Here is a 13,464-nt window from a genome sequence, read left to right as displayed (position 1 = left end):
AGTTCAGGGGAGCGGTTCTCGGAATTGGCCGCGGGATGTCAGTTAGGACAAGCGTTGCTGCCAAATGTTCAACCTGAATTGTTAAGAGGCCCGCATCATGCCTCAAAATAGCCAGATCCTTGGCGTCAATTCTGTGACAAATATTGAACTGGGTAAAGGCGTTATGCCAGCACCAATTATCAGAAATGCGGACTGGTTTGAAAAGATTGCCTGGTCCGCCTATCTGCCCGCGTCCTGATGTCCGATGGTGGTGCGCTTGTGCGTCGCCAGACGGGCATGCATGCGGATCCGATCATTGTTTCCTACCTTCTACAGGATAGTGGCAAATTGCCGATTTACTAGGCTGCGAGTGCCATGGAGTCTTCGAATGCCAGGCAGATTAATTTATTTGATGGGGCCTTCCGGATCGGGAAAGGACAGCCTGATCGAGGCTGCGCGCCGTCCTCTGGCGCAACTCTGCTGTGATGTGGTGCGGCGGGTGATCACCCGTTCTGCGGAATCCGTGGGGGAGGCGGCCCATGGGGTAAGTGCTGACGAGTTCGAGCGTCTTGAGCGGCAGGGCGCCTTTGCCTTGTGCTGGCGGGCCAATGGACTGGCCTACGGAATTCCCGTGCAGATCGACGAATGGCTGGCCAGTGGGCGTCATGTCCTGATCAATGGCTCCAGGGCTCACCTGGATCAGGCTCGCCAGCGTTATCCGGATCTTTTGGCGATTCTGTTAACGGTGGACATCGACGTGCTGCGGCAAAGGCTGATGAACCGCGGTCGCGAAAGTGCGGCGCAGATCGAGGCGAGACTCAAGAGAAGCGCTCTTTTTTCCGCTGAGGGCGAGCCTGTGCTGGGAGAGTCCGTGTTTTTTCTGGATAACTCGAGCGAGCTGTCCGTGACGCTTGAGCGTTTTCTGAAGCTATTGAGGTCGCAGGGGATCAGCGCAATACAGGGTCGAACTTGATTTTACGTCCCAACACTAGCGCCAGCAGGAACAGGCCGGAAAAAACACCACAGGCAACCAGGGGCGCATCACCCAGAGTATTTTCAGTGGTGAAGCAACCCAGTGTGGCACTGAGTATTGCCAGGATGAGAAGGCCTTTGGCAAGTCGGGACATTAACAGGCTCCTGATGGGGTGATATTCAAAATACCCAGCTTTCGGGTCTTGGATTGGCAGGTAGAACAACGGCTTCTGGGGCATCGGCGACCTGTGCCATGCCAGGATTCTCCGATGCGCTGCTCATCACAGCCAATTGCGGGGCCTGGTGTTGCGCGTAGTGGGCCCTGTACTGGGGGCTCTGATCCGCGCTGCCATCAGGCTGAAAGTGGAAGACCACCAGTACGGCGATGGCAATGGCATTCGATAGAAGAAGGGCGCTGTTCATGGGCTTGATTTCCACTGTTCTTTCATAGAGAGGAAGCAGCGCTCATGCCAAGAGTCTAACCTCTAATAAAACCTTTAAAAACAATGATTTAATAGGATTTTTAGACGATGGTGGATTGCATTCTGCAATGATGGCTTTTTGCAGTGATGCAATTTGCACGGCGGCTCTGGCAAGTTGCCTGATGATCAGAGGCCGCCACCGGTTAAAAAGCCCTACTCACAACATGACAAAAGCAGGGCTGGCCGTTAACATGCACGCCGTCCTTTGCGCCGCGGCAGTACACGCGGTGGTCAATTTGTCCCAGTAGCTCAATTGGATAGAGCATCCCCCTCCTAAGGGGAAGGTTGGCAGTTCGAACCTGCCCTGGGACACCATCTATTTCCGGGCTTTCAGGCCAAACGTGGTTTTCGTCTTTATTTCCTGGTAACGGCTACGTTTGGTACACGCAGTTCTCGATGCTGTGGAGTCACCCATGATTGTCATTGCTGGAAAAAACAATATTTCGGTATTTGGCCTGGAACGGGCTCTGCGACAATTTTCGTCCGACGAAATTGCCGTGGTCTGCAACCGTAACGATACGGGCGTCGATGGTTGGCAACGTTCGTTGCGGGCGGCCGCGCAAAAGTATGGTGTGCGTGAGATCAGCCTGGAGGCGGCTTATGAAGTAGCGTCCATCGCGTTCATTTCCCTGGAGTTCGACCGGATCGTCGTGCCTGGGCGCTTCTCCATCAGTCGTGTGTTCAACATTCACTTCTCAAGGCTGCCTGAATACAAGGGTATGTTTACCTCGGTCTGGCCGTTGCTGGAGTCTAGGGCCGAGGCGGGCGTGACCCTGCATTTCATTGACCGGGGTATCGATACCGGGGACATCGTCGCGCAACAGGTATTCCCGATCCCGTCCTGGTGGACCTGCCGCGATCTCTATTTCGCCTTTAACCAGCATGCCGGCCAGTTGCTGGAGCAGTGGTTTGCCAGGTTGGTCGATGATGGCGTCAGAGCGCAGCCACAGAGTGCGGTGGGATCCAGCTACTTTTCAAAGGACGCCATTGACTATGGGGCGTTGAAGATCGATCCGCTGTCGACGGCCTGGGCGCTACGCAACCAGATCAGGGCGTTCGCCTTTCGTGAATATCAATTCTTGTGCTGGGATGGGAAACCGGTGGTCTCGGCGACGATTCTGCCTGGGCGTTCGCAATTCAAGGCCGGGACCCTGATCAGCACAACTGACGATTATGTCGAGCTCTGCACCATCGATTATGACGTCCGGCTGAATTTTGATCGGTTGCCGGAGATGCTCAAGGCTTGTGAACGAGGCGATCTGGAGGCGGTGGTGGCACTGCAGGCCAATATTGCCGGTTACAACGATGCCAACCCGCAAGGCTGGACGCCGCTGATCGTCGCCAGTTATGCGGGTGCCTATGAGGTGGTTGACTGGCTGTTGCAGCAAGGTGCCGACCCGGAGCGGCCCAACAACAAAGGCACGACGCCCTTGATGTATGCCAAGGATGCCTACCTCGCCGGGCGTTGTCGTAAAACCTTTCAGTTGTTGCTGCGCAAGGGGGCGAGGCTGGAGGCTGCCGACCATTGCGGTCGGGCACTCGCCGACTATGTGACTGATGAGCAATTCGCTCAGTTGCGAGGTGCTTTCTAGGCACCTCGCAACAGGCGCATCAGTGGGCGGTGAACTGGTTGATGGCGGTGACAATGCGTTGCTGCTGTTCCTGGCCCAATGTCGGATAGATCGGCAATGACAGGATCGAGTCATGCAGCGGCGCCCGGGATGCCTGGGAGGTCCTGGCCAGATCGCGGTAGGCCCGCTGCTCGGTGATCGCCAGTGGGTAGTGAACCAGGCATTGGATGCCACGCTCGGCTAGATGCGCTTTCAATTGATCGCGCCATGGGCAGGTAATGACATACAGGTGCCAGACATGGGCGCTCGCAGTCGTCACCGAGGGCAGGGTGATTCCCGGGTGCCGGATGTGTTCGCCGTAGTAGCGGGCGATGCTGCGTCGACGGGCGGTATCGCTGTCCAGATGCGCCAGCTTCACTCCCAGCATCGCGGCCTGGATTTCATCGAGGCGGCTGTTCACCCCCTGATGATCGTGCTGGTATTTGACGCGCGAACCGTAGTTGCCCAGCGCCCGGACCAGGGTTGCCAGCTCGGCATCGTTGGTAGTGATGGCTCCGCCGTCGCCCAGGGCTCCGAGGTTCTTGCCGGGGTAGAAGCTGAACGCCGCGGCATCGCCCCAGTTGCCGGCCTTGCGTCCGGCCAGCTCGGCGCCATGGGCCTGGGCGGCATCTTCGAGCACCAGCAGGCCATGCTTGTGGGCCAGCGCCATGATCTGCGGCATCGGCGACAGCTGCCCATAAAGATGCACCGGCAGGATCACCCGGGTTTTTTCCGAGATGGCCCGTTCGACGGCTTCGATCTCCAGATTGTGGGTGGCAGGGTCGACATCTACCAGGATCGGCGCCAGATCGTTTTCCAGAATGGCCGAGATGGTGGCGATAAAGGTGTTGCTCTGCACTATCACTTCATCACCGGCCTGCAGCCGGCCTTGCTCTTTCCAGGCGCGCAGGATCAGGGTCAGGGCATCCAGGCCGTTAGCGACGCCGATGGCATGCCGGCTGCCGCAGTAATCGGCGAACGCGGCCTCGAATTGCTCAAGCTCACGCCCCATCAGGTACCAGCCGGAGTCGATCACACGGCTGCAAGCGGCTTTGAGCTGATCGGCATATTCGTGATTGATGCCTTTCAAGTCCAGAAACGGAATATTCATCATTTGAGTCATTGTCCGAGCATGTCCATGAACTGGGCATAGTCTCGAACATAGTCGCCTTCTTCGTAGAGTTGATCGGCCAGGACCATCAGCACACAGTCTGGAGAGAAGTCATACATCTCTCGCCAGATAAAGGATTCGATCAGCAGGCCCTGGCAAGGATTGTCCAGGGTGATGTCGATTTTTTCCCGACCGTCGTCCAGCAGGAAGCGGCACGAGCCGCGTACGGCTATGGCCACCTGCTTGAGGGTCTTATGGGCGTGGTAGCCGCGGCGAACCCCTTCACCGGTATTGAACATGTAGTACACCCGCTTCACCGGGAAGGGGATGTTTTTCCCTTCTTCCAGGGCGATTAGCGAACCACGGTCATCGCCGTGGGTCTGCAGCGGCAGAATGTGAATCTTCATCGCGTCTCCCCTTCGAGCCGTTTCGACAAATGCTGTTGCAGCCAGTTTTCAACGCTCTTGGCGTCGACCCGATAATTTCGGTAATACAGTTCTCGGGAGTCGGTCGAGCCCACCCGGTAAGCGATGTAGTCCATTTCCACGCCAACGATCGCCGCCAGGTTGGAAAAACACGACAGTTGCCCATACTCCTCGGCCATCCAGCACAGTGCGCGGGCGTTTTTCGAGGCGAAAATCAGATTGGTCCAGGCTGCGCCGGTGGGGCCGACTATGACTTCGGCATTGGCCATGATCGCCACCTGATGGTTGATGTCCTGTTCTTCCATGTACACGCAGGTAAACCCATAGGGTTCCAGCAGCTTGAGGATCTCGGCCTGGTTGTAGTGCCGGAGAAAGCCTTTGCGGGCCAGGAATACTCGTTTTGGGAGTTCGCCGATGGGAATGTCATGGGCCAGATGCAGCGCCTTTTCCCGCAGGAAATGGATCGACTCCGGGCGGACGAAGCCGCTGCTGGCACTGTTCTGTGCCGCGCCTTTGAAGTTCGGGATCATATTGTTCGGAGCACTGATCAGCAGCAGGTCGGCCACCTGATAGCTGGTGATGTTGTCCAGGAGCACCAGCGGGCGGCCAACGCCGATCGCCTCGATCAGGGCCTTGATCGAAGGAATGTTCTGGCTGCTCTTGGAGATCAGCAGAGGATAGTCCGCATATTGCGGCGGCAGTTCGGCCACGAATTGCAGTTGCGACAAGACTTCTACCGTCCAGTGGTAATAGTTCTGCTCGTTACAGCCGCTGATCAGCAGGCCTTTTTCCAGCTCGATGGGTTTGCCGGTCCTGACCAGGGCCAGGCGCTGGCCGTGGTAGAGCAGGTGCGCGGCACTATAGTCGGCCTGCGAGGATTTTGCCGTGGGCACTCGCTCCAGCACCAATTGCCCGCCGGGCAGTATCACCGAACGGGACACCGAGCAGACTTGTCCCTGCCGGAAGTGATACAGGGCGATCTCGGGTAACGCCAGGGTGATCGCTGGTGTCGATTGATGGAGGAACCGTGGGGGCTGGCTGGTGCCCGGTTGGCTCGGGCGAAACACATGGACCTTGTGCTCGTCGCTTTCATCCAGCCAGCGCAAGGCCAGGCGCCGGGTATCCTGGCGTCGAAAAAACAGTCGATACAGCAGGTCGCTGATCAGTCCCGGCTTTCTGCACAGTCGTTCATAGCCCAGTTGCTCGAGGCGTTTGCCAATACGCTGGAACCATGGGAGCTGCGAGCTGATCTGCGCGCCATGGAACACTTCGACTTTTTGCTCGTTGATGGCCAGCTTCTCAGTGAGCTGCGGATGGATCTCGCGGTAGTAATCACTGGCGATGATGATCTTGTCGAAAGCCAGCGAACTCAATTGTTGAGGCGCGTGGATCAACTTGCCGAACAGGCGCTGGCCCTGCTTCTGCTGGTTGTTATCGACGAAGCCGATCACCCGGTAGCGGCGGCGGTTGTACTTGTAGAAGTTGACCCCGCCGGCGCCGGTGCCGAATATCAGCACCCGCGCTTTTTGTCCAAACCCTGTCGACACATTGACCTCGTCTTGCTGGTGCTGCCGGTGGTAGATCGTCACCCGAGCGGTTCGCCCGCCCGGTAAAGGCGGTGACGCTAGCCATTGTTATTGATGATGTTGCCCTTGATCTGGGCGATACCCTTGGCGTTCAGGTCGCGTCGGGTCCTTATCGGTTGCAGCTCGCCCTGGATTGCGGCGTTGATGGTATCAATCGCGGTCTTGCCGGTGTTACTCCGGGACTTGCCCAGCAGGTAGCGCAGCGACAGGCGGAACTGCTCCGACTCGTTGGCCACCGGCCGCGTACCGTGCAAGGTGCAGTTGTGCCAGAGTCCGACGTAACCCGGCCCGCCCGTCAGCCGGTAATCCTGGCAAGTCATCTGCTGCCCCTGATCGTCGGCGTAGATCCATTGGTCGTGTTCCTGATGTTCCAACTGATGAGGGAACAACGTGGCGCCAAAACGGTGAGTACCGGGCATCAGGTGCAGCGGTGAGTCGTTTTCGGTGACCTCGTGCAGGTACACATAGAGGGTCAGGAAGGTCGAAGGGTCGAGTTCCACCCGGCCCTGGGGCCAGTCGATGATGTCCTGGTGGAAGTCGATCCCGCGAAAGTAGGTGATGTCGCGAAAGGGCTTTTTGATATAGGGCCCCAGGTTCGCCACATTCACATCGCGGATCTTTTCCCGCACCCAGTCCGGCAGCCACGAATCCGGTACGCCGCACACCGCTTTCTTGATCACTACCTCATAGTCGGCGCCGAGCACTTCATCGAGGACCGCAGTGAGGCGCGGATCCTGCTCGATGAACTGCAATTGCGACTCGAAGCCATTGAGGAAGTTGAAGGTCTTGTTCGGGTTGGCGTTGAGGTGGTTTTCCTGGGCCAGGTATTCAGCCTCGTCCATGAACAGCCCGGCCCCGAAGGCCCGTGCGGCGATCATTTCGCGGTACAGCGCCTGCGTGCGGTCAGCGTCCAGGATCTCGCCGAAGATATGGGCGCCCTGGTCGATGAGGTTTTGGATACAGGTTTGCATGTTGCGCTCGTTTTGACTGTTGCTGTCTGTCTGCAAGGTATCGGCGTGGCTGGCTTAAAGTTGATGCCGCGCGGCTGATATTCCCGATGGAGTTTGCCGCAACCGGAGCTGGCGGGCGGCGCGAGCAAGGATATCGAATGCTTTTGGCAACTATCTATAAGGGAACGCCAGAATCGGCCGATAACCCCATGGATGTTGTTGCAGGTCAAATGGCGGGGCCATGGACCGAGTGTCCGGCGAGAGCGGGCGGGCGCCATTGTGGGTTGATGTAGAATGCATTGATGGCCTGTGGCCATTATCGTTGTCCGGGGGCAACAAGGGTGACGACCTTGAGCGTGTCCTGCTGTTGCCTCGGGCTTCATCTTTTTTACGGGTCTGGAATCTTCGATGCTGGCGTACCACCAAAAAAGCTTTTTGATCGTCGATGATTTCTCGGATTTCCGCAGTTCTGTCCGGTCCATGCTGCGTGAGCTGGGCGTCAAGGACGTAGACACTGCCGATACAGGCGAGCAGGCGCTGCGCATGTGCGCGCAAAAGCGTTATGACTTCATCCTGCAGGATTACCACCTGGGCGACGGCAAGAAGAATGGTCAGCAGGTGCTCGAAGACCTGATGACCGACAAGCTGATCAGCCATGAAAGCGTGTTTCTCATGGTCACCGCCGAGACCAGCCAGTCGATGGTGCTCAGCGCCCTCGAGCACGAGCCGGACGCCTATCTGACCAAGCCTTTCAATCGCTCCAGCCTGGCTCAGCGGCTGGAGCGGCTGCAGCAGCGCAAGTCGTTGCTCAAGCCGATCCTGCAGGCGCTCGATCGCGGCAAGCCGCTTGAGGTGCTCAATGCCTGCATCGCCCTGTGCAAGCAGGATCCGCGTTATGCGCCGTTGTGCCTGCGCTACCGGGCCGATGCCTTGCGTGACATGAATCAGAACGAGGCGCTGGAGCGTTTGTACGAGAGCATTCTGGCGGATCGCCCGTTGCCGTGGGCCTATGTCGGCCTGGGGCGTCTGCTGTTCAAGCGTGGCCAGGTGACCCAGGCCAAGGCCGTCTATGAAAAGGCCTTGAAGGCCTTCCCGATGATGCCGGCGCTCTACGATGGCATGGCCGATGTGCTGCTCGCCGAGGGTGATTCCAGGCGCGCCCAGAGTGTATTGGAGGAGGCGGTGCGCCTGTCGCCGCTGGCCGTGCGCCGGCAAGCGCTGCTGGGCAAGCTGGCGATGACCAACGAAGACTTCGAGACCGCATCCAAGGCGTATCGCCAGGCGGTGTCGCAAGGCGCGCAATCGCGTTTCAAGGATCCGGAAAGCAACCTTGGCCTGGCCCATGCGTTGATCAGCAAGGGCAGCGAGAGGGGCCTGGATACCCGCACACGCCTGGAAATCAACAGCACCCTGAGTGCGGTGGCCAAGGAAAACCCCAGCGATCCGGGGCTGCAGATTCGCGCGCGCCTGATGAAGGCCACCAGCCTGTTGCTCAACGATGCTGAGACGGCGGAAAAACTCACCGAGCAGGCGATGCTGCGTCTGGACGGGATGGAGCAGTTCATGAGCCCGGAAGCGGCGTTGCTGGTAGCCAAGCAACTGCAGATGCTGGGACAGGCCGGTGCCGGTGCGTCGATGCTGAAAAACTGCGCGGAAATCTACGGTGACGACCCGAAGGTGATGGAAGGCATCGCCAAGCTCACCGATGACCCGGCGATCCTCAACTCCGCCAACGCCGCGGCGGACATGAACCGTCAAGGCGTACGCAGCTACAAGGCCGGCGCGCTGGGCGAAGCCCGGGATCTGTTCCGTCGGGCCCTGGCCATGCAACCGAAGAACATCAGTATTGCCCTGAACATGGCGCAGTCGCTATTGCACGGCACCGACATCACCCAGGACACGGCACTGCTGGATGAGTGCCGGACCTGCCTGAAAATGGTCGGCCTGATGCCCGATACCGACGCACGTTATCCGCGTTATCAGAAGCTGCGAAGCAAGGCGTTTGGCGAATGAATACCCACGAACAGGCTCTCGACTTTTCCACGGTGATCGCCTCTACCGTGCACGACATGAAGAACTCCCTGACCCTGCTCATGCAGGCCCATGCCCAGTGGCTGGCGGCACTGCCGCAGGCGCACCAGGGCACGCCGGAGCAGGGCGTGATGGAGTTCGAGTTTGCCCATCTCAACGGCATGCTGGTGCAACTGCTGGGGCTCTACAAACTGGGGGTCAACCAGTTGCCGGTGCAGCCGGGTTACCACGAACTGGATGACTTCATCGAGGCGCAACTGGTCAGCCATCAGGATGTGTTCGCCAGTCGTGGCATTGCCGCGACCTATGAAGTCGATCCCTTGACCCCCCTGGGGTTCTTCGATCGGGAATTGATCGCCTCGGTGCTGGACAACTGCATCAACAACGCCATTCGTTATGCGCGCCATGCGTTGTTGGTCAGCGTGCACGATGAAGGCGGGCAGACGGTGCTGACCATCAATGACGATGGCGAGGGTTATCCGCAGCCGATGATCGATAACCAGGCCGATTACGTGCAAGGCATCAATCACAGCAGCGGCAGCACCGGCCTGGGGTTGTACTTCGCCGGGCGCATTGCCGCGCTGCATCAGCGCAACGGTGTCTGCGGACGTACCGAGATTCGCAACGGCGGGCCTTTGGGCGGCGGTGTGTTCAGTCTCTACCTGCCCTGAGCCAGCTGCTGTTGCGCTTGCTCCAGGGCCTGTAGAAAGCAGGTCAGGGCGGCTTTCGGCTCCTGGCCCTGACGGGTGATGCAGTGAAAGGTCGAACGATAGGCCAGGCGCTGCGGTAACAGGGCGCGCATTTGGCCCCTGGCCACCCAGTTGGCGGCATAGTGGCTGGGCAGGTAACCCAGATAGCTGTCGGAAAACACCAGGGTGGCAATCGCTTCCATGGTGTAGACGGTGGCGCTCTGCAAAAAATACAGGCCATGGGGGCGTTGGTTTTCAGCCATGTAGCCACGGCCGACATAGGGTGTGTTGCATATTTCTTCCAGGGTCAGGTCAGTGTCGCTGCGTTGAAACAGCGGGTGCCCAGCAGCGCAATAGAGGTTTTGTTCCTCCTCGAACAGCGGCTGGTAGCGCAGCCCGGAGAGCTGGTGGTGGAAGGCTCCGATGGCCAGGTGCAGGCGCTCGTCGAGCACGGCCTGTTCAAGCTCGTCGGGACGCAGTATGTGCAGGCCCAGGCGGACTTCCGGCAGGCGCTGGCGGAACAGGTTGATGGCCAGGGGCAATGGCGCATAGGACAGGCTGAGCATGCTGTCGACATTGCCGATCTGCAGATGGTCGCGTGCCGGCCCGCCGAGTTGGTTGGCCTGCTGCCGAAAGCGCTCGATGTCGCGAAACAGCAACTGCGCAGCATCGAACAGTTCCAGGCCTTCCTCGGTCAATTGGAAGCCACTGCTACCACGTCGGCACAGCGAGCAGCCCAGGCGCTCCTCGAGATCGCGTACCACCACGCTCAGGCGCGACAGGCTGGTATTGAGCCTGGCCTGGGCCGCGGTGAAGCCGCCGGCGTCGACTATGGTGCAAAAGACCCGCAGCATGCGCAGGTCGATATCGGATAGGCTGCCCAGCACATTGGCCTCCATCAGGCGCGGCAAGGGGATGGACAAAGCCTACACCGGTGCGGATCTGCGAGTCAGCGGCGAGAGGCGATGGATTCGGCCAGCAGGCACATCAGCTCGAACATCATGGTCGCCCCTACCAGCGCCGTGGCGCCGCCGACGTCGAAGGGCGGCGACACTTCCACCACATCGGCTCCGATCAGGTTCAGGCCGCGCAGGCCACGGATCAACTGCTGGGCCTCCAGGGTGGTCATACCGCCTATTTCCGGGGTACCGGTGCCGGGGGCGAAGGCCGGATCCAGCACGTCGACATCGAAGCTGACATAGGTCGGGCCATCACCGACCACGCGTCGGACCTCGGCCAGGGTGGCGGCGACGCCGATCTCGGCAAACTCTTCCATATGGATCACGCGGATACCGGCCTCGGCAGCGAAGGCCTCGTCATCGGCCGAATAGACCGAGCCACGGATACCGATCTGCACGGTGCGTCGCGGGTCCAGCAGGCCTTCCTCCACGGCACGACGGAACGGTGTGCCGTGGGTGTAGGGATTGTTGCCGAAATAGCGGTCGTTGGTATCGGAGTGAGCGTCGAAATGCACCATGCCGATTGGGCGCTGGCGGGCCAGGGCGCGAAAGATCGGCAAGGTCACCAGATGGTCGCCGCCAACGGCCAGCGGCACGGCACCGGCTTCGTGCAAGTCGCGGAAAAAGGCTTCTATGCGCGACAGCGAGTCCAGCAGGTCGATGGGGTTGACGGGAGCGTCGCCGAGATCGCCGATACGCACCAGGTCATAGGGGGCGATACGGCTGACATGGTGCACCTTGCGCATCAGGCTGGAGAGGTTGCGCACTTCTCGCGGGCCATGCCTGGCGCCGGCGCGGTTGGTGGTGCCGCCGTCCCAGGGCACTCCGACCAGGGCGATCTGCACCTGGGCCGGGTCATCAAAGACCGGCAGGCGCATGAAGCTCGGAATCCCGGCGAAGCGTGGCACCAGCGCTGCGTCCACGGGTTGGGGAAAATCATTGGGCATGGTGGAGCTCCTGTGGCGAATGGGAGCGGCATGTGGCTGCTCCCTGGGTAAGCGTTGTCAATGGGGTTCGATGGACGGCGCGGCGACCGGGTTGGTCAGCAGGGGCCTTACGCATGCCTCACCAGCCGAGCCCGGCCAAGCGAGTTGGCGGGGCGAAAAAATCATAGGGCGGGCGTGGCAGGTCGATAAATCATCAGCTCGGCAAGCTGGCTTGTGTTTTGTGACAAGTTCCTTGAGAGCGCTCCTTGCGAAGGCATGCCGGATGATGGTTGTCTATCCGGGTATTTCGAGTGTCCCTGCTTGATATTCCGAACAGCCGGAGCCTATTTTGTACGGGTCGCCGTTCTCGGCTCGTACAACAACAAGGATTGAGTCATGACAACCGATGGCCGCAGTTCACTCGCTCAGCGATTGACGGGCATTGACGAGATTGAATGTGTCACTCCGGATCTGAACGGCGTGCCACGGGGCAAGGTGATGACCGCCGAGGGTTTCCTCGAAGGGCGGCGTCTGCAGATGGCCCGTGGGGTGCTGTTGCAATGCATCATGGGTGGCTATCCACCCGCGCGTTTTTACGGCAGTGACGACGGCGACCTGGCGCTCACTGCCGATCCGCAACAGATTCATCGCCTGCCCTGGAGTTCGCAGCCACGTGCGCTGGCGATTTGCGATGCGGACGAGTTGAGCGGTGAAAGCTCGCGTCTTTCCACCCGGGGCCAGCTCAAAGAGGTCATCGCGCGGTACGCCGCTCGCGGCCTGGCGCCAGTGGTGGCGACCGAGCTGGAATTCTTCGTGTTTGCTCCCAATACCGATCCGACCCAACCCTTCCAGCCGCCCCTTGGCCTGGACGGTCGTCGCGAAGATGGGCATTCGGCGTTCAGCGTCAGTTCCAACAACGGGTTGCGGCCGTTTTTCAGTGAGGTCTATGCCTGCATGGCGGCATTGGGCTTGCCGCGCGATACCTTCATGCATGAAATGGGCGTCAGTCAGTTCGAGATCAATCTGCTGCACGGTGATCCGCTGTTGCTGGCCGATCAGACATTCCTGTTCAAGCACCTGCTCAAGGAAGTGGCGCTCAAGCATGGCCTGACCGTGGTGTGCATGGCCAAGCCGCTGGCGCACACGCCGGGCAGTTCGATGCATATTCACCAGAGCCTGGTGGAGTCGGCCAGCGGCCGTAACGTGTTCAGTGATGAGGCCGGAGAGCCGACCGCGATGTTCCGCCACTTCATTGGCGGGCTGCAGGCGGGGATGGCGGATTTCACTGCGCTGTTCGCTCCGAACGTCAATTCCTACCAGCGCCTGTGTCATCCTTACGCCTCACCGAACAACGCCTGCTGGTCCCATGACAATCGGGCGGCAGGCCTGCGCATTCCGGCCAGTTCGCCGGTGGCGCGGCGGGTCGAGAATCGCTTGCCGGGCGCCGATGCCAACCCGTATCTGGCGATCGCCGCGAGCCTGGCGGCAGGTTTGCACGGTATCGAAAACGAGCTGGAACCGACGCCGGCGATTCAGGGTGAGTTTGCCGTGCCGGACAGTTTATCTCTGCCTTGTACCTTGCATGCCGCTCTTGAGCGTCTGAAACGTAGCCAGTTGGCCAAGGAATTGTTCGGCAATGAGTTCGTCGAAGGTTATGTCGCTTCGAAGACCATGGAGTTGACCAGTTTCTTTGATGAAATAACTCCCTGGGAGCGGCGCGTCTTAGCGGCCCAGGCTTAACCGA

At 59.7% G+C, this 13,464-nt stretch carries 13 protein-coding genes and 1 tRNA gene; 6 read left to right on the top strand and 8 right to left on the bottom strand.

All coding sequences use genetic code 11. The features are described from left to right. Nucleotides 1–367: 367 nt before the first annotated feature. Nucleotides 368–952: a phosphonate metabolism protein/1,5-bisphosphokinase (PRPP-forming) PhnN gene (gene phnN, locus AC07VU_RS13155; RefSeq protein ID WP_277589428.1), complete on the top strand. Its 585-nt coding sequence runs from the start codon at nucleotides 368–370 to the stop codon at nucleotides 950–952. Here the strand turns inward: phnN and AC07VU_RS13150 are convergent. Together AC07VU_RS13150 and AC07VU_RS13145 are read right to left on the bottom strand one after the other, a co-directional pair. Continuing rightward, nucleotides 927–1,106, bottom strand: a complete 180-nt coding sequence (locus AC07VU_RS13150) for a PA3371 family protein (RefSeq protein ID WP_009045153.1) — start codon at nucleotides 1,104–1,106, stop codon at nucleotides 927–929. The two genes, phnN and AC07VU_RS13150, sit on opposite strands and share 26 nt — an antisense overlap. 25 nt (nucleotides 1,107–1,131) lie before the next feature. Continuing rightward, entirely contained in the window at nucleotides 1,132–1,374 is a 243-nt protein-coding gene (locus AC07VU_RS13145; RefSeq protein ID WP_009045152.1) for a hypothetical protein, read from the bottom strand. A gap of 297 nt (nucleotides 1,375–1,671) precedes the next feature. On the opposite strand from AC07VU_RS13145, the gene AC07VU_RS13140 reads away from it, so the two are divergent. Further along, nucleotides 1,672–1,748 (top strand) — tRNA-Arg (locus AC07VU_RS13140). A gap of 98 nt (nucleotides 1,749–1,846) precedes the next feature. Next, nucleotides 1,847–3,025 carry an ankyrin repeat domain-containing protein gene (locus AC07VU_RS13135; protein WP_053262286.1) on the top strand — a complete coding sequence of 393 codons (1,179 nt, stop codon included), beginning with the start codon at nucleotides 1,847–1,849 and terminating at the stop codon, nucleotides 3,023–3,025. Nucleotides 3,026–3,044: 19 nt separating this feature from the next. Here AC07VU_RS13135 and AC07VU_RS13130 read toward each other — a convergent pair whose 3' ends face one another. The 4 genes from AC07VU_RS13130 to AC07VU_RS13115 all read right to left on the bottom strand — a co-directional run bounded on the left by AC07VU_RS13130 (nucleotide 3,045) and on the right by AC07VU_RS13115 (nucleotide 7,136). Next, nucleotides 3,045–4,166 carry a DegT/DnrJ/EryC1/StrS family aminotransferase gene (locus AC07VU_RS13130; RefSeq protein WP_274304359.1) on the bottom strand — a complete coding sequence of 374 codons (1,122 nt, stop codon included), beginning with the start codon at nucleotides 4,164–4,166 and terminating at the stop codon, nucleotides 3,045–3,047. Beyond that, nucleotides 4,163–4,561, bottom strand: coding sequence for a sugar 3,4-ketoisomerase (locus AC07VU_RS13125; RefSeq protein WP_007921600.1), 399 nt, complete (start codon nucleotides 4,559–4,561; stop codon nucleotides 4,163–4,165). Before AC07VU_RS13125 ends, AC07VU_RS13130 begins: the two co-directional genes overlap by 4 nt. Next, nucleotides 4,558–6,126, bottom strand: coding sequence for a glycosyltransferase family 61 protein (locus AC07VU_RS13120; RefSeq protein WP_338156826.1), 1,569 nt, complete (start codon nucleotides 6,124–6,126; stop codon nucleotides 4,558–4,560). Before AC07VU_RS13120 ends, AC07VU_RS13125 begins: the two co-directional genes overlap by 4 nt. A 77-nt stretch (nucleotides 6,127–6,203) precedes the next feature. Further along, entirely contained in the window at nucleotides 6,204–7,136 is a 933-nt protein-coding gene (locus AC07VU_RS13115) for a phytanoyl-CoA dioxygenase family protein (RefSeq protein ID WP_277589425.1), read from the bottom strand. 387 nt (nucleotides 7,137–7,523) lie between these two features. On the opposite strand from AC07VU_RS13115, the gene AC07VU_RS13110 reads away from it, so the two are divergent. Both AC07VU_RS13110 and AC07VU_RS13105 read left to right on the top strand, forming a co-directional pair. Next, complete coding sequence (locus AC07VU_RS13110; RefSeq protein ID WP_457274626.1) at nucleotides 7,524–9,128, top strand: response regulator; 1,605 nt, start codon at nucleotides 7,524–7,526, stop codon at nucleotides 9,126–9,128. Further along, entirely contained in the window at nucleotides 9,125–9,817 is a 693-nt protein-coding gene (locus AC07VU_RS13105) for a sensor histidine kinase (protein ID WP_053262282.1), read from the top strand. Before AC07VU_RS13110 ends, AC07VU_RS13105 begins: the two co-directional genes overlap by 4 nt. Here the strand turns inward: AC07VU_RS13105 and AC07VU_RS13100 are convergent. Continuing rightward, a complete protein-coding gene (locus tag AC07VU_RS13100; protein WP_219735409.1) occupies nucleotides 9,805–10,734 on the bottom strand; it encodes a LysR family transcriptional regulator in 930 nt (309 codons plus the stop codon). The genes AC07VU_RS13105 and AC07VU_RS13100 overlap by 13 nt on opposite strands. Before the next feature lie 50 nt (nucleotides 10,735–10,784). Continuing rightward, nucleotides 10,785–11,741: an agmatinase gene (gene speB / locus AC07VU_RS13095; RefSeq protein WP_495029996.1), complete on the bottom strand. Its 957-nt coding sequence runs from the start codon at nucleotides 11,739–11,741 to the stop codon at nucleotides 10,785–10,787. A gap of 477 nt (nucleotides 11,742–12,218) precedes the next feature. On the opposite strand from speB, the gene AC07VU_RS13090 reads away from it, so the two are divergent. Then, nucleotides 12,219–13,460, top strand: a complete 1,242-nt coding sequence (locus AC07VU_RS13090; RefSeq protein ID WP_172963069.1) for a glutamine synthetase family protein — start codon at nucleotides 12,219–12,221, stop codon at nucleotides 13,458–13,460. Nucleotides 13,461–13,464 lie beyond the last annotated feature (4 nt).

It is taken from the genome of Pseudomonas sp. GW821-FHT02B10 (assembly GCF_059421865.1).
This window is presented reverse-complemented; position numbering and strand designations above follow the sequence as displayed.